The sequence below is a fragment of the Serratia sp. CY40230 genome (genome assembly GCF_052168835.1).
Classification (GTDB): Bacteria; Pseudomonadota; Gammaproteobacteria; order Enterobacterales; family Enterobacteriaceae; genus Serratia; species Serratia nematodiphila.
The window spans coordinates 100,835-116,212 of sequence record NZ_JBJNLX010000005.1; the positions used below are offsets into that span (position 1 = coordinate 100,835).

The window sequence follows — 15,378 nt, forward strand, 5'->3', positions numbered from 1 at the left end:
TTATCAATCCTGTGATTAACATGAGTTTAACAGTAATGCGCTGTCAATTAGCGTGAGCAAGATCTGATTTAACACTTTTGCAACTTTGCGTTATCTAGTGCATACACTATAAATCAATCGTCCAACCACGCGTTGGGCCTACGCTGAAAAAAGCCAACAGACAGGGGAAACATGATGAGCAAACAACCACGCATCGCCGTCGTCGGCGCCGGGCTGGGGGGCGCCGCCGCCGCCGGGCTGCTGCAAAAAGCCGGCTTTACCGTCGATCTGTATGAGCAGAGCCCGGCGTTCTCGCGCCTCGGCGCCGGCATTCACATGGGGCCGAACGTGCTGAAGATTTTCCGCCGTCTCGGTATTGAGCAACGGTTGGAGCAGATGGCGTCTCATCCCGATTTCTGGTTCAGCCGCGACGCCGAAAGCGGCGACTACCTGTCGCGCATCGAACTGGGCGCCTTCGCCCGCCGGGAGTACGGCGCCGCCTATGTGACGGTGCACCGCGGCGATTTGCAGGCGTTGCAGCTCTCCGCGCTGCAGCCCGGCACCCTGCACTTCGGCAAATGCCTGAGCAAGATTGAAGATCGCGGTGACGAGGTGGTGCTGAACTTCGTCGATGGCACCTCGGCCCACGCTGATATCGTGATCGGCGCCGACGGCATCAACTCGCGCATCCGCGAGCATCTGCTGGGCGCCGAAGCGCCGACCTACAGCGGCTGGGTGGCCCACCGCGCGCTGATCCGCGGCGAGAAGCTGGCGAAATACAACCTGACGTTCGAAGACTGCGTGAAGTGGTGGTCGGCGGATCGCCATCTGATGGTCTACTACACCACCCAACGGCGCGACGAATATTACTACGTCAGCGGCGTGCCGCACCCGGCTTGGGATTTCCAGGGCAGCTTCATCGACAGCAGCCGCGAAGAGATGTTCGAGACCTTCGCCGGCTACCATCCGATCGTGCAGGCGCTGATCGAATCCAGCGAACAGGTCACCAAATGGCCATTGCTGAACCGCAAACCGCTGCCGTTGTGGAGCGAAGGCCGTCTGGTGCTGCTCGGCGATGCCTGCCACCCGATGAAGCCGCACATGGCGCAGGGCGCGGCGATGGCGATCGAAGACGCCGCCATGCTGACCCGCTGCCTGCAGGAAACCGGCCTCGGCGACTACCGCACCGCCTTCCAGCTGTATGAAGCCAACCGCAAGGAGCGCGCCTCCAGGGTGCAGGCGGTGTCCAACGCCAACACCTTCCTGCGCACCCAGGAAGATCCGGCCTGGGTTTACGGCTATGACCTGTACGCGCAAGCGCTGAAATCGGAGAACGCCGCATGAGCACCTTCCTCTACGGCGCCCACGCTCACGCCAACGACATTCGCCAACACTATCTGCGCTACGGCGGCCACGGCCCGGCGCTGATCCTGGTGCCCGGCATCACCAGCCCGGCGATCACCTGGGGCTTCGTCGCCGAGCGGCTGGGGGAAAAATACGACGTCTACGTGCTCGACGTGCGCGGCCGCGGTTTGTCGTCCAGCGGCCCGGAACTGGCTTATGACGCAGAGACCTGCGCACAGGACGTCAGCGCCTTCGCCGCCGCGCTGAACCTGGACAGTTACGCCCTGCTCGGCCATTCGATGGGCGCCCGCTTCGCCCTGCGCGCCGCCGCTTTGCGGCCCGCCGGCGTGCGGCGGCTGGTGCTGGTCGATCCGCCGGTTTCCGGTCCCGGCCGCCGCGCCTATCCCGGCCAATGGCCGTGGTACGCCGACTCCATCCGGCAGTCGCAGCCGGGCATGAGCGCCGAGCAGATGCGCGCCTTTTGCCCAACCTGGAGCGAAGAACAGCGCCAGCTGCGCGCCGAATGGCTGCATACCTGCTACGAGCCGGCGATCCAACGCGCCTACGACGATTTTCATCAGGTGGACAGCCACCGCGACTACCCGCAGCTGACCATGCCGACGCTGCTGATGGCCGCGGGCAAAGGCGGCGTCATTCAGCCCGAAGATCGGGCGGAGATCCGCGCGCTGCAGCCGGAGATCGCCATCGTCGAGGTCGAGAACGCCGGACACATGATCCCGTGGGACGATTTCGACGGCTTCTTCCGCGCCCTGGGCGATTTTCTGGATTAACTGAGGAACACCGACATGAGCAACCACTACCGCATCGGCCAGATCGTGCCCAGCTCCAACACCACGATGGAAACCGAGATCCCGGCGATGCTGGGCGCGCGCCAGCTGATACGCCCGGAGCGTTTCACCTTTCACTCCAGCCGCATGCGCATGAAACACGTCAATAAAGAAGAATTGGCGGCGATGGACGCCGAGTCCGATCGCTGCGCGCTGGAGCTGTCCGACGCGCGGGTCGACGTGCTCGGCTACGCCTGCCTGGTGGCCATCATGGCGATGGGGCTGGGCTACCACCGCGAATCGCAGGCCCGGCTGGCGCAGGTGACGAAAGACAATCAGGCCGCCGCGCCGGTTATCAGCAGCGCCGGCGCGCTGGTCAACGGCCTGAAGGTGATCGGCGCCAAACGCATCGCGCTGGTGGCGCCCTACATGAAACCGCTGACCCAGCTGGTGGTGGACTACATCCAGCACGAAGGCATCGAGGTCAAGGTATGGCGCGCGCTGGAGATCCCGGACAACCTCGAAGTCGGCAGGCACGATCCGGCCAGGCTGCCGGGGATCGTCGCCGAGATGGATTTACGCGAGGTCGATGCTATCGTGCTGTCCGCCTGCGTGCAGATGCCTTCGCTGCCGGCCGTCCCGACGGTGGAGGCCCAAACCGGCAAACCGGTGATCACCGCCGCTATCGCCACCACTTACGCGATGCTGACCGCGCTGGAGCTGGAGCCGATCGTCCCCGGCGCCGGCGCCCTGCTGTCCGGCGCCTATTGAGGAGGCAGAATGAACGACACCCTCAGCGACAACTATCGCGGCGTCTGGGGCCAGCGCATCGGCTTCGGCCGGCGCCCGGCGCTGCTGGCGATCGACTTTATGCAGGCCTACACCACCGAAGGCGCGCCGCTGTTCGCGCCGGGCGTAGTAAGCGCAGTCGAGGAAAGCCGCGAGCTGCTGGCCTGCGCGCGCCGAACGGGAATTCCGGTGATCCACACCCATATCCGCTATCATGCAGGCCATTTTGCCGATGGCGGCCTGTGGGTCAAGAAAGCGCCGGTGATGAAGGACATGGTGGAAGGCAACCCGCTGGCGGCATTCTGCCCGCCGGTGGCGCCGCTGGGCGATGAGGTGGTGCTGAGCAAGCAATACGCCAGCGCCTTCTTCGGCACCGCGCTGGCGCCGCTGCTGGTGGCGCAAGGGATCGACACGCTGCTGATGATCGGCTGCTCCACCAGCGGCTGCATCCGCGCCAGCGCGGTGGACGCGGTGCAGCACGGCTTTCGCGCCATGGTGGTGCGCGAGTGCGTCGGCGATCGTCACCCCGGCCCGCACGAAGCCAACCTGTTCGACATCGACAGCAAATACGGCGACGTGGTGCACAAACGGGAGGCGCTCGACTATCTGAACCGGTTATGAATCAACGATTCACCTGCAACGACAATAACGAAGGCGCAGACAGCGCCTCAGGCGACCGCCCGAAACAGGGCGGCGTCCATGCAACGCAAACACAACAGGCGCCTCCTGCGGAGGCCAACACGCACCACCTGGAGACAACATCATGGCCATTGTCGACACCCCGCTGGCGGGGAAAGCGGACGCAGAATCGCTGCTGCTGTACCGCAAAATCACCTGGAAACTGATCCCGTTTCTTTGCCTGTGTTATCTGGCGGCCTACCTCGATCGCATCAACGTCGGGCTGGCCAAGCTGCAGATGGCCGACGCGCTGCAGCTGAGCGAAGCGGCCTTCGGCCTGGGCGCCGGGCTGTTCTTCGTCGGCTATATTCTGTTCGAGGTGCCGAGCAACCTGATCCTGCAGCGCGTCGGTGCCAAGATGTGGATCGCCCGCATCATGATCACCTGGGGGCTGCTGTCCACCGCCACCATGTTCGTCACCACGCCGACGCAGTTCTACGTCATCCGCTTTCTGCTCGGCGTGGCGGAGGCCGGTTTCCTGCCCGGCGTGCTCTTTTACCTGACGCTGTGGTTCCCGACCTATCGCCGTGGCCGCATCATCGCGCTGTTCATGATCGGCCTACCGCTCTCCAGCGTGATCGGCGGGCCGCTCTCCGGCTGGATCATGGGCCATTTCGACATGCGCCACGGGCTGCACGGCTGGCAGTGGCTGTTTCTGCTGGAGGGCATTCCCAGCGTGCTGTTGGGCGTGCTGACCTTCTGGCTGTTGCCTAACACTTATCAGCAGGCCAAGTGGCTGACGCCCGAGGAAAAACAGCGCATTGCCGACGATCTGGCGCGCGACGACGCCGAGGCCGATCACGGCAAGCACAGCTTCCGCGACGGCTTCTTCAACCTGAAAGTGTGGATGCTCGGCGGCATCGACTTCGCCATTCTGCTCAGCGCCTACGCCATGGGCTTTTGGATGCCGACCTTCATCAAAACCGCCGGCGTCACCGACATCACCACCATCGGCTACCTGACGGCGATCCCCAGCGTCGCCGCCCTGCTCGGCATGCTGCTGATCGGCAGCAGTTCGGATCGGCTGCGCGAACGGCGCTGGCACATCATCGTGCCGTTTATCGTCGGCGCGTTGGCGATGGCCGGCAGCACCTTCTTCACCCACAATGCGCTGGCCACGGTGCTGCTGTTCTCCATCGCCCAGGCGGCGATCATCGGCGCGGTGCCGGTGTTCTTCAGCCTGCCGGCCACCTTCCTGCGCGGCACGGCGGCGGCGACCGGCTTCGCGCTGGCCTGTTCGCTGGCCAACATCGCCGGGCTGGTGAGCAATTCGCTGATGGGGCTGGCGCTGGATCTGACCGGCAAGAGCGGCGGCGCGCTCTGGGCCTTCGCCGGCTGCCTGCTGCTCAGCTCGCTGCTGGTGGTGGCCCTGCCGGCCAAGGTGGTGAACCGCTGACTGTCGGCCAAGCCAAAAAGACGAAGGGCGCATAACGCGCCCTTTTGTTTGCTTACCGGGAATGGCCGAACTTACTCGTCCTTCAGCCCGCGGTTGATCAGCATCGGCTCGATGCTCGGCTCTTTGCCGCGCCAGTCGATGTACAGCTTCTCCAGATCCTGGCTGTTGCCGCGCGACAGGATCATGTCGCGGAAGCGCTGGCCGTTTTCGGCGGTCAGGCCCCCGTGTTCGGTGAACCACTGGAAGGCGTCGTCCGCCAGCATTTCCGTCCACAGATAGGCGTAGTAGCCCGCGGCGTAGCCGTTGCCCCAGATATGCTGGAAGTAGCTGGAGCGGTAGCGCGGCGGCACATAGCTGAGATCCACCTTGTCTTTTTGCAGCGACTCGGCCTCGAACTTGTCCACGTCCTGCTGCGGCTGATCGGCGGTCAGCATATGCCAGTGCATGTCCAGCAGCGCGGCGGACAGCAACTCGGTCATGCTGTAGCCCTTGTTGAACTTGTCGGCCTTCTTGATCTTGTCGACCAGTTCCTGCGGCATCGCCTCGCCGGTCTGGTAGTGCTTGGCGAAATGGCTGAACACTTTCGGATCGCTGACCCAGTGCTCGTTGAACTGCGACGGGAATTCGACGAAGTCGCGCGCGGTGTTGGTGCCCGACAGGCTCGGGTACTCCTGATCGGCGAACATGCCGTGCAGCGCATGGCCGAACTCGTGGAACATGGTGATCACGTCGTCATACGACAGCAGCGCCGGCTGCCCCGGCGCCGGTTTGGTGAAGTTGGCGACGTTGTAGATCACCGGCCTGGTGCCGTTGAGCTTCGACTGATCGACGAAGTTGCTCATCCAGGCGCCGCCGCCCTTGTTGTCGCGCTTGAAGTAATCGGTATAGAACAGCGCCAGCGATTTACCGTCCTTGTCGAACACTTCATACACCTTGACGTCCGGCTGATACACCGGGATATCCTTGCGCTCTTTGAAGCTGATGCCGTACAGCAGGTTGGCGGCGTAGAACACGCCGTTGTTCAGCACATTGTTCAGCTCGAAGTAAGGTTTGATCTGCGATTCGTCCAGATCGTACTTGGCCTTGCGCACCTGTTCGGCGTAGAACTGCCAGTCCCAGGCCTGCACCTTGAAGTCGCCTTTCTGCTGATCGATCACCGCCTGTATGTCTTTGGCTTCACGCTCGGCGCGCGCGGTGGCCGCCGGCACGATGTTGCGCATAAAGCTCAGCGCGGCATCCGGCGTCTTGGCCATCTGGTTCTGCAGCTTCCAGGCGGCGTAGTTCGGGTAGCCCAGCAGTTTGGCCTGCTCGGCGCGTACCTTGGCCAGACGCGAAATGGTCTGACGGGTATCGTTGCCGTCGCCCTTCTCCGCACGCGTCCAGGAGGCGTCGAACAGCGCTTTGCGGGTGTCGCGATCTTTCAGGCTCTGCAGCAACGGCTGTTGCGTGGTGTTCTGCAGCACCAGCAGCCACTGTTTCTCCAGCTTGCGTTCGGCGGCCGCCTGCGCTGCCGCGGCCAGTTCGCCTTCGGACAGACCGTCCAGCTTCGCCGGGTCGGTTATCGCCAGCGCGCCGTTTTTGCTCGCCGCCAGCAGTTTGTTGGTGAACTGGGTGCTCAGCGTCGCCGCTTCCTGGTTCAGCGCTTTCAGCTTGGCCTTGTCGGCGTCCGACAGGTTGGCGCCCGCCAGCTCGAAGTTCTTGTAGGTCACTTCCACCAGCCGGCGCGATTCCGGATCCAGCTTCAGCGCATCGCGATCCTGATAAATGGCCTTGATGCGCGCGAACAATTTGCCGTTGAGCATGATGTCGTCGTTCAACGCCGCCAGCTTCGGCGAGGTCTCTTCATCCAGCTTCTGCAGCGCGTCGCTGGTGTTGGCCGAGGTCATGGCGCCGAACACGTTCATCACCCGCGTCAGCAGCGAACCGGCCTGCTCCAGCGCCACGAAGGTATTTTTAAAGTTGGGCTTGGCCGGGTTGTTGGCGATCTTCTCCACCTCTTCCCGCTTTTGCTTGATGCCCGCTTCGATCGCCGGCGCGTAGTCGCTCTCCTTGATCAGGTTGAACGGCGGCGCCTGGAACGGCAGACGGCTTTGATAGAAGAACGGGTTTTGGGTCTTTTGCTTGTCGTGCTGATTGGCTTCACCGGTCACGGTAGCCTCCTTCGCCTGGCCGCTGGGCAGCGCGCTATGGTCGGCGTGAGGTTGGGTTTCTGCTGCCTGTGCCTGCGAGCCCAGCGCCATGCCGATCGCCAGCACCAATGTGGATAAACGCATCAAATCGAAACTCCTCCATGTTCACGGAATAAGGTCTCGGGGAATGGCTCCCTCTGAGTCATCACCTAGCTTAGGCGCAGTTGGCAGTTTGAGCAAAAACAAGTGATTAGAAGTTAGTCGCCTCGCCAACCTGCTGTATCAGAAAGGTCAGCAGCGCGCGCGTTTTGGCCGGCAGATAGCGGCGGCCGGGATAAACGGCATACAGCTGCAGCGGCGCCGGCGGCAAGGCCAGCGGCACCTCAACCAAACGTCCGTCGGCCAGAAACTGCCGGCAGCCGAGCTCGGAGAGCATGGCGAACCCCACGCCGGCCAGGGCCGCCTTCAGCGCCATCTCCCCGCTATTGACGCGATAGCGCGCATTGACCGGGACGGTAACGAACTTGCCGTCCGGGCGCACGAATTGCCACGGCATGCCCTTCAGCGCATCCACCGTACTGATACAGGGCAATTGCGTGAATTGCTCAATCTCCGCCGTCGGCGGCCACTGCGCCAGCAGCGCCGGCGCGGCCACCACGATGCAGGGAAAGGTCGCCAGCGGCTGCGCGACATAGTCGCTGTCGTCCAACAGGCCCCGGCTGACCATGACCGCCAGATCGACATCGTCAAGCAGCGACGCCATGCCCGCCAGATTGGTGACGCAGCTGATTTCGATCTGCGGATGCTGCAGGGCGAAGGCCGCCAACGGATCGCCCAACAGGTATGGCCCCACTTCATTCGGCACGCACAGGCGCAGCGGCCCGCGCAGCTGTTGTTGCCGTTCGCTGAGCGTTTGCGCGGTATGATCGAGCGACGCCAGCAACGGCTGAACCCGCTCATGCAACAGCTGGCCGTTCGGCGTCAGCCGCATTGAGCGGGTGCTGCGCTCGATTAAGCGCTGGTCGAGCTGGCGCTCCAACTGCGAGATAGCACGGCTGACGTTGGAGGTCGGCATCGCCAGCGCCCGAGCGGCCCCGACGAAGCTGCCTTGCTCCACCACCGCCACGAAAATGCGTAACAGGTTTAAATCCAATTTGGCGCGCATTATTATCCCACATTTGATAACAAACCATGCCATTTCTACCACCTAATCCCGCTCAACGCCAAGCGCTACACTGCCGGCCTGATTCTGCAACCGATGGATGCTTATGACACCCACGAGAAAGCTGACGGCGATAGCGCTGGTCATCGCCTTTATTCAATTCACCAATGCCCTGGAATACATGGTGTTCAACCCGATATTTCTCTATATGGCCGCCGACTTTTCCGTGCCCGTCAGCTACGCCGGTTATGTCAGCGCGGCCTATACGCTGGCGGCGGTGATTTCCGGTATCGGCGCGTTCTATTGGATCGGCGGCGTTGAGAAGCGGCGTTTTCTGCTGCTCAACGTCGCGCTGCTGGGGGTGACGACCTTACTGATCGCCGCAACCCGGCAGTTTCATTGGCTGTTGGCGCTGCGGCTGCTGGCCGGTCTGCTGGGCGGCACCACGATGGGCGTGGGGATCGGCTTGCTGCTCAACGCCGCGCCGGCCGCGCTGCACGGCCGAATGCTGGCGACGGTGATTTCGTCCTTTTCGCTGGTGAGCATTGTCGGTATGCCGGGCATGCTGTACCTGTGCGAGGTGGCGAGCTGGCGCGTTGCGCTGGTGGCGATCGGTGGGCTGTGTCTGCTGGCGGCGGTGTTGGTGGCACTGTTCGTTCCCAGGGATGCGCCGCAGCCGCAGGCCGCCGCCCCCGTCACGCTCGATCGCCGTTTGTTGCTGTTCGCCTCCGCCGCCGGCCTGACACAGTTCAGCCCGATGCTGCTGATCCCGGTGCTGGCGCCGCTGCTCACCCAGCGGCTACAGGTGGCCGACGCGCATTTGGCCTGGCTGTTTCTCATCGGCGGCGTAGCCGGCTATCTGGCGACCGTGCTGGCGGGCCGCTGGCTGCAACGCTTTGGCGCCGTGACGCTGACGGTGAGCGCCACGCTGTTGCTGTTGGGCAGCCTGTGGCTGGCGGCGTGCGGTGGCGATCGCGGCGAACTGTTCATGATTGCGTTTCTCGCAGCGGCCTACGCGCGGCTGGTGGCGATCTCTTCCCTGAGCATGCGCTGGCCGGACCATCGGCAACGCGCCGCCTTCGGCACGCTGCAAACCGCCCTGATACACCTGAGCGCCACGGTGGCCTTCTTGCTCTCCTCCGCGCTGCTGAGCGGCGGCCTCACCCCGCTCGGTTTGCAACGCCTGTTATGGCTGTGCGCGCTGAGCGCCGTCGTCGCCGCGCCGCTCAGCGTTTGGCTGCAGGCGCGGCTGCGTCAGCGCGTCGCCTGATAAACCACCTTACCGTCCACATAGGTGCGATAAATGTTGCGATCGTCCCCCAGGGTCATCAGCACAAACCCTTGCTCCATCAGCGTGGCGCTGTTGGCATGACGCAACTGCTGCAGCGGCGTGACCGCCGGATCGAGCACCACGAAATCCGCCTCTTTACCGACGTTGAAGTTGCCGATTTTGTCGTCCAGCGCCAGCGCGCGGGCGCCGCCCAGGGTGGCATGATAGAACGCTTCTACGGCGGAGAGCCGGTAATGCTGCAGCTGGCCGACCTTGTACGCCTCGCCTAACGTGCGCAGCATATTGAAGGTGGTGCCGGCCCCCACGTCGGTGCCGATGCCGAGCTTCACCCGCTTGCGCCAGGCCTGCTGCAGATCAAACAGCCCGCTGCCGAGAAACAGGTTGGAGGTGGGGCAAAAGGCGATCGCCGAGCGGGTATCGCACAGGCAGTCCCACTCCTGCTCCTCCAGGTGCAGGCAGTGAGCGAACACGCTTTTATCGCCGGTCATGCCATAACGGTGGTAAACATCCAGATAGCTGCGGTGCTGCGGAAACAGCGCTTTTACCCAGGCCACTTCCTGCGGGTTCTCGCTCAGGTGCGTCTGCAGCCAAACGTCGGGATACTCTTCGCGCAGCCGCTGCACCTGCGCCAGCAGCGCCGGCGTACTGGTAGGCGCAAAGCGCGGCGTAATGGCGTAACCGAGGCGGCCTTTGCCGTGCCAGCGTTCAATCAGCTCGCGCGTCTGGCGGTAACTCTGCGCCGGCGTTTCCAGCAGCGCCTCCGGCGCATGGCGATCCATCATCACCTTGCCGGCGATCAGGCGCATGTTCAGCGCTGCCGCCTGGCTGAACAGCGCATCAACCGACTGTGGATGCACGGTGCCGAACACCAGCGCGGTGGTGGTGCCGTTACTCAGCAACTGCTGCAGAAAGAAGGCCGACATCGCATCGGCATGCTGCTCACAGTCATAACGGCTTTCGGTCGGAAAGGTGTAATTGTTTAACCAGTCCAGCAGCTGGTCGCCATAGGCGCCAATCATTTCGGTTTGCGGGTAGTGGATGTGGGTATCGATAAATCCCGGCACGATCAGCTTGTCGCGATACTCCGTGACCGTGAAGCCCGGCGGCAGCAGCGCCTCGCCCTGCTGCCAGCTGCCGAACCAGACGATGACGCCGTCGTTCAGCAGCAGCAAACCGTCGGGAACATGCCGCAGGCGTTCCTCAAGCTGTTGCGGCGCCTCCACACAGGCTGCGATATCAAAAAAATTGCCCCGAATAGCCGTGGTGAATTGCAGTGCCATTATTTTCTTCCTTGTGACGACCGGCCAAGCTCACCCGCGAAATAACCTGCGCCGATGAAACAAGGCTTTTTTGCCCAAACGTAAAGACCGGCTTAAGCATAGCAAGCCGCATGCCAACAGGCGGCGATAAAATACATTTCTAAATAAAAACAATTGATTGGTAATTAACCTGAAAGCATAGGCCGGCGAAAAAGAATAAGACCCACGCTCAGTCTTCGACGGCGGATAAATAGCAACCGTTTGCCTGCCAAAATAACATCGCGCCGCTGCACCTTGAATGAGCAAGCGAATATCTTCACGGCGCACGGCTTATTTCAACACCACGCCTGGGGGTTGAATCTCTGCCTAAGGACAACGGTCAAACTTGAAACGATAACCATTCTCAATTATCATCCGCGCATCTTTTTGACCAGCAATGCGAAAATCATGTCCGCCACCGCTTCTGCCCCGCACGCCGCGCTGTCGCGCCTTTACGCCACCCATCATGCCTGGTTGCAGGGATGGCTGCACCGGCGGCTGGGCTGCGCGTTCGATGCGGACGATGTGGCGCAGGACACCTTTATGCGCCTGCTGAGAAGCGACGCCGCAGCGACCCTGCGCGAACCGAAAGACTTTTTGGTCACCGTCGCCAAACGGGTGATGGTCGATCTGTTCCGCCGCAGAACGCTGGAGCGCGCCTATCTGGAGATGCTGGCGCTGATCCCGGAAGGCCATGCCCCGTCGCCGGAGCAGCGCCAGAGCCTGCTGGACAGCCTGCAGCAGATCGACGCGATGCTCGACGGCCTCGGGCCGAAGGTAAAACAGGCCTTTCTGTTGTCGCAGCTCGAAGGTCTGGGCTATACGGACATCGCCGCACGCCTCGGCGTTTCGGTCAGTTCGGTTAAAAAATACATGGCCAAAGCCACCGAGCATTGCCTGCTGTTCAGCCTCGAAAACGACGTTTTCTCATGAGCAACGCCATCACCCCCGAGCAGCGCCAGGCGCTGAAAATGGCCGCACACTGGTATGCGCTGCTGTGCGACGAGCACGTCACCGAGCGCCAGCGCCAACAGTGGCAAGCCTGGCATCAGCAGCATGACGATCACCGCTGGGCCTGGCAGCGCGTCGAAGCGCTGCAGAGCCAGCTACAGGGCGTGCCGGGCAAGTTCAGCTACCGTGCGCTCGACCGCGCCGGCCGCCAGACGGCGATCGATCGCCGCACCCTGCTGAAAAGCCTGCTGCTGTTGCTCGGCGTGGGCGGCGGCGGCTTCCTTTACCAGTCGCCGTTCGGCCGGGAGCTACGCGCCGACTACCGCACCGCCACCGGCGAGATCAAACCCATTGTGTTAAGCGACGGCACCCAGCTGGTGCTGAACACCGCCAGCGCGGTGGACGTACATTACGACGATCGTCAACGGCTGATCCGCTTGCACGCTGGGGAAATCAGCCTGATTACCGGACGCGACCCCCGGCCGCTGTGGGTGCAAAGCCCGCAGGGGGCGATGCGCGCGCTCGGCACCCGCTTTTTGGTGCGCGAGAGCGGCGGCGAGACGCGTCTGACGGTGCTGGAGCATGCGGTTGAAGCGCAGTTGGCGCAGGACGCGCGGCAAACGCGCCGGGTGAATGCCGGCGAACAGATCAGCTTCAGCGCCACGGCCTTCGGCGACAAGCAATCGGCTGCGCAAGAGGACGGCTGGCTGCGCGGCGTGCTGAGCGTCAGCCAGTGGCGGCTGGACCGGGTGATCGCCGAACTGGCGCGCTACCGGCGCGGCCACCTGAGCTGCGATCCGGCCGTCGCCGGCCTGCGCGTCAGCGGCAGTTTCCCGCTCAACGATACCGATCGCGCCCTCGCCCTGCTCAGCCAGACGCTGCCGGTTCGTCTGCAGAGCTTTACCCGCTATTGGCTGCAAATCGTCCCCGCCTGAATCTTTTTAAATAAAAATGATAAAAAATCGCATTCTTGATTGTCCCTTTTGCTTCGCTCATCCGACTCCCAGGAAAACACTGCAGCAATAAATAAAAAATGATTCAGGAGAAGGTATGAACAACGCTTGGGGAAAGGTCGCTCCGGCTTCGCTTTGGGGAAAACGGGCCACGCCGCTGGCCATGGCCATTGGTCTGGCCTTCGCCGCACCGCTGACGGTGAGCGCCGCCAGCGCCGCGGCCACCTATCACATTCCGGCCGGTGAGCTGGACGGGGCGCTGAACGCTTTCGCCGCTCGCGCCGGCATCGCACTCTCGGTGGACGGCACGCTGACCGCCGGCAAACGTTCGCCGGGCCTGAACGGCAGCTACGGTGTCGACGACGGCCTGAACGCCCTGCTGGCGGGCAGCGGCCTGCAGGCTAAAGCGCTCGGCAACAACGGTTACACGCTGGCCACACTGCCGCAGCCGCAGAAGGAAGAGGACATCACGGTAGTCGGTGACTGGCTGGCGGAAGGCCGTCAGGCAGACGTGTTCGAACACCCCGGCGCGCGCGACGTGGTGCGCCGCGAAGACTTCGCCAAAACCGGCACCACCACCGTGCGCGAAGCGTTGAACCGCGTGCCGGGCGTGGTGGCGCCGGAGAACAATGGCACCGGCAGCCATGATATGGCGCTGAACTTCGGCATTCGTGGCCTCAACCCGCGCCTCGCCAGCCGCTCCACCGTGCTGATGGACGGCATCCCGGTGCCCTTCGCCCCTTACGGCCAGCCGCAGCTGTCGCTGGCGCCGGTCTCGCTCGGCAATATGGACGCGATTGACGTGGTGCGCGGCGGCGGCGCCGTGCGCTATGGGCCGCAGAGCGTCGGCGGCGTGGTCAACTTCGTCACCCGCGCCATCCCGAAAACCTTCGGCATGACGGCCGGCATGCAGGGGCAACTCAGCCCGACCTCGCGCCAGGATCACCCCAAAGGCACCGGCAACCTGATGATCGGCGGCACCGCCGACAACGGCTTCGGCGCGGCGCTGCTCTACTCCGGCACCCGCGGCAGCGACTGGCGCGAGCACAGCGCGACCAAAATCGACGACGTGATGCTAAAAAGCCGTTACGCGCCGAACGAGGTGCACACCTTCAACAGCCTGCTGCAATACTACGAAGGCGAAGCTGAAATGCCGGGCGGCCTGAGCCGGGCGGACTACAACGCCAACCCGTTCCAGTCGACGCGCCCGTACGACAAGTTCTGGGGCCGCCGCCAGTTGGCGAACTTCGGCTACCAGTATCAGCCGGATCGGCAGCACAAGTTCGACGTGCAGAGTTTCTACACCTACACCCTGCGCAGCGGCTATCTGGATCAGGGTAAAAACCTGACGCTGTCGCCGCGCGAATACTGGGTGCGCGGCGTGGAACCGCGCTACAGCCAGATCTTCCGCTGGGGCGACTCGGCGCATGAGGTCGGCGTCGGCTACCGCTACGTCAGCGAATCCACCCACGAACTGCGCTACACCAGCAAAGCCAGCACCGGCAGGCTGCCGTCCACCGCCAGCCCGTACGATCGCGACACCCAGTCCGGCACCGAGGCGCACGCGTTTTATATCGACGATCGCATCGACATCGGCGACTGGACCCTCACGCCGGGCATGCGCTACGAGTACATCAAGTCGTATCAGAACAACTACATCAAGAATAACCGCCTCGACGTCAGCTATAACGCGCCGCTGCCGGCGTTGAACGTGATGTATCACCTGAACGAATACTGGAACCTGTACGCCAACACCGAAGGCTCCTTCGGCACCGTGCAATACAGCCAGATGGGCAAAGCGGTCGACAGCGGCAAAATTGAACCGGAGAAGGCGCGCACCTGGGAGCTGGGCACCCGCTACGCCGGCGATGCGCTGACCGGCGAAATCGGGCTGTTCCTGATCAACTTCAACAACCAGTACGACTCCAACCAGGTGACCGACAGCGTGACCGCGCGCGGCAAAACCCGCCACACCGGGCTGGAAGGCAGCCTGCGTTACGATCTGTCGCAGCTGACGCCGAAACTGGACGACCTGACCGCCTACGCCAGCTACGCCTACGTCAACGCCACCATCCGCGAAGACGGCGGCTACAAGGGCAACCAGGTGCCGTTCTCGCCGAAGCATAAAGGCACGCTGGGGCTGGACTACACGCCGGGCAACTGGGCGTTTAACCTTAACGGCGAGTTCCAGTCCAGCCAGTTCGCCGACAACGCCAACACCGTGGCGGAAAGCGCCGACGGCAGCACCGGCCGCATCCCTGGCTATATGCTGTGGGGCGTGCGCGCCGCCTATGATTTCGGCCCGGAAATGGCCGGCCTGAATCTGGGCGTCGGCGTGAAAAACCTGTTCAACCACGAGTATTTCACCCGCGCCTATGACGACAACAACAAGGGTCTGTACATCGGCCAGCCGCGCACGATTTATCTGCAAGGTTCGGTGAAGTTCTGATCCGCAGCGGCGGGCGCGGTTAACCGTGCCCGCCGCCTTTCCCATCAACGTGACGCCGTCACATAAAGCCGTTGCTCCGCGCCGCCGCAGCGGCGAAAAATAAGTCGCTTCTGACGCCAATGCGCGTAATATCGACGATCCGCCCCAACTTATGGGCGCGGATTTTTTTGC

The 15,378-nt window shown here is 63.0% G+C and carries 12 protein-coding genes; 9 read left to right on the forward strand and 3 right to left on the reverse strand.

The window, feature by feature from the left end; translation table 11 throughout:
• Positions 1-171: 171 nt before the first annotated feature.
• The 5 genes from ACJ8IJ_RS17825 (at position 172) to ACJ8IJ_RS17845 (ending at position 4,974) form a co-directional block, all read left to right on the forward strand.
• Positions 172-1,323, forward strand: coding sequence for an FAD-dependent monooxygenase (locus ACJ8IJ_RS17825; protein WP_033645813.1), 1,152 nt, complete (start codon positions 172-174; stop codon positions 1,321-1,323).
• Positions 1,320-2,114, forward strand: coding sequence for an alpha/beta fold hydrolase (locus ACJ8IJ_RS17830; RefSeq protein ID WP_044031300.1), 795 nt, complete (start codon positions 1,320-1,322; stop codon positions 2,112-2,114). Before ACJ8IJ_RS17825 ends, ACJ8IJ_RS17830 begins: the two co-directional genes overlap by 4 nt.
• A 15-nt stretch (positions 2,115-2,129) precedes the next feature.
• Positions 2,130-2,882 (forward strand): maleate cis-trans isomerase family protein, encoded by a 753-nt coding sequence (locus ACJ8IJ_RS17835; RefSeq protein WP_015377793.1) that lies wholly within the window; start codon positions 2,130-2,132, stop codon positions 2,880-2,882.
• Between the two features lie 9 nt (positions 2,883-2,891).
• Positions 2,892-3,521, forward strand: coding sequence for an N-carbamoylsarcosine amidohydrolase (locus ACJ8IJ_RS17840; protein ID WP_015377792.1), 630 nt, complete (start codon positions 2,892-2,894; stop codon positions 3,519-3,521).
• 142 nt (positions 3,522-3,663) lie between these two features.
• Positions 3,664-4,974 (forward strand): MFS transporter, encoded by a 1,311-nt coding sequence (locus tag ACJ8IJ_RS17845; protein WP_004938595.1) that lies wholly within the window; start codon positions 3,664-3,666, stop codon positions 4,972-4,974.
• Between the two features lie 71 nt (positions 4,975-5,045).
• Here ACJ8IJ_RS17845 and dcp read toward each other — a convergent pair whose 3' ends face one another.
• Entirely contained in the window at positions 5,046-7,247 is a 2,202-nt protein-coding gene (gene dcp / locus ACJ8IJ_RS17850; RefSeq protein WP_021505249.1) for a peptidyl-dipeptidase Dcp, read from the reverse strand.
• Between the two features lie 106 nt (positions 7,248-7,353).
• Positions 7,354-8,268 carry a LysR family transcriptional regulator gene (locus ACJ8IJ_RS17855; protein WP_442518419.1) on the reverse strand — a complete coding sequence of 305 codons (915 nt, stop codon included), beginning with the start codon at positions 8,266-8,268 and terminating at the stop codon, positions 7,354-7,356.
• 103 nt (positions 8,269-8,371) lie between these two features.
• Between ACJ8IJ_RS17855 and ACJ8IJ_RS17860 the strand changes: the two genes are divergently transcribed.
• On the forward strand, positions 8,372-9,535 hold the full coding sequence (locus tag ACJ8IJ_RS17860; protein ID WP_442518420.1) for an MFS transporter: 1,164 nt from the start codon (positions 8,372-8,374) through the stop codon (positions 9,533-9,535).
• Here ACJ8IJ_RS17860 and guaD read toward each other — a convergent pair.
• Positions 9,520-10,836, reverse strand: a complete 1,317-nt coding sequence (gene guaD, locus ACJ8IJ_RS17865) for a guanine deaminase (RefSeq protein ID WP_004938583.1) — start codon at positions 10,834-10,836, stop codon at positions 9,520-9,522. The genes ACJ8IJ_RS17860 and guaD overlap by 16 nt on opposite strands.
• Positions 10,837-11,262: 426 nt before the next feature.
• Between guaD and fecI the strand changes: the two genes are divergently transcribed.
• From fecI to fecA, 3 genes are all read left to right on the forward strand, one after another.
• Positions 11,263-11,787, forward strand: a complete 525-nt coding sequence (gene fecI / locus ACJ8IJ_RS17870) for a ferric citrate uptake sigma factor FecI (RefSeq protein ID WP_442518421.1) — start codon at positions 11,263-11,265, stop codon at positions 11,785-11,787.
• Entirely contained in the window at positions 11,784-12,740 is a 957-nt protein-coding gene (gene fecR, locus ACJ8IJ_RS17875) for a ferric citrate uptake sigma factor regulator FecR (RefSeq protein WP_442518422.1), read from the forward strand. The genes fecI and fecR overlap by 4 nt, the downstream gene beginning before the upstream one ends.
• A 115-nt stretch (positions 12,741-12,855) precedes the next feature.
• A complete protein-coding gene (gene fecA, locus ACJ8IJ_RS17880; RefSeq protein ID WP_442518423.1) occupies positions 12,856-15,207 on the forward strand; it encodes a TonB-dependent Fe(3+) dicitrate receptor FecA in 2,352 nt (783 codons plus the stop codon).
• Positions 15,208-15,378: the final 171 nt, after the last annotated feature.

Bases quoted from the DNA above. Each gene is read 5' to 3' on its own strand.
- ACJ8IJ_RS17845 (WP_004938595.1), top strand. From the start codon at position 3,664: ATGGCCATTGTCGACACCCCGCTGGCGGGGAAAGCGGACGCAGAATCG.
- guaD (WP_004938583.1), bottom strand. From the start codon at position 10,836: ATGGCACTGCAATTCACCACGGCTATTCGGGGCAATTTTTTTGATATC.
- fecA (WP_442518423.1), top strand. From the start codon at position 12,856: ATGAACAACGCTTGGGGAAAGGTCGCTCCGGCTTCGCTTTGGGGAAAA.
- fecI (WP_442518421.1), top strand. From the start codon at position 11,263: ATGTCCGCCACCGCTTCTGCCCCGCACGCCGCGCTGTCGCGCCTTTAC.
- ACJ8IJ_RS17830 (WP_044031300.1), top strand. From the start codon at position 1,320: ATGAGCACCTTCCTCTACGGCGCCCACGCTCACGCCAACGACATTCGC.
- dcp (WP_021505249.1), bottom strand. From the start codon at position 7,247: ATGCGTTTATCCACATTGGTGCTGGCGATCGGCATGGCGCTGGGCTCG.
- ACJ8IJ_RS17835 (WP_015377793.1), top strand. From the start codon at position 2,130: ATGAGCAACCACTACCGCATCGGCCAGATCGTGCCCAGCTCCAACACC.
- ACJ8IJ_RS17825 (WP_033645813.1), top strand. From the start codon at position 172: ATGATGAGCAAACAACCACGCATCGCCGTCGTCGGCGCCGGGCTGGGG.
- ACJ8IJ_RS17860 (WP_442518420.1), top strand. From the start codon at position 8,372: ATGACACCCACGAGAAAGCTGACGGCGATAGCGCTGGTCATCGCCTTT.
- ACJ8IJ_RS17840 (WP_015377792.1), top strand. From the start codon at position 2,892: ATGAACGACACCCTCAGCGACAACTATCGCGGCGTCTGGGGCCAGCGC.
- fecR (WP_442518422.1), top strand. From the start codon at position 11,784: ATGAGCAACGCCATCACCCCCGAGCAGCGCCAGGCGCTGAAAATGGCC.
- ACJ8IJ_RS17855 (WP_442518419.1), bottom strand. From the start codon at position 8,268: ATGCGCGCCAAATTGGATTTAAACCTGTTACGCATTTTCGTGGCGGTG.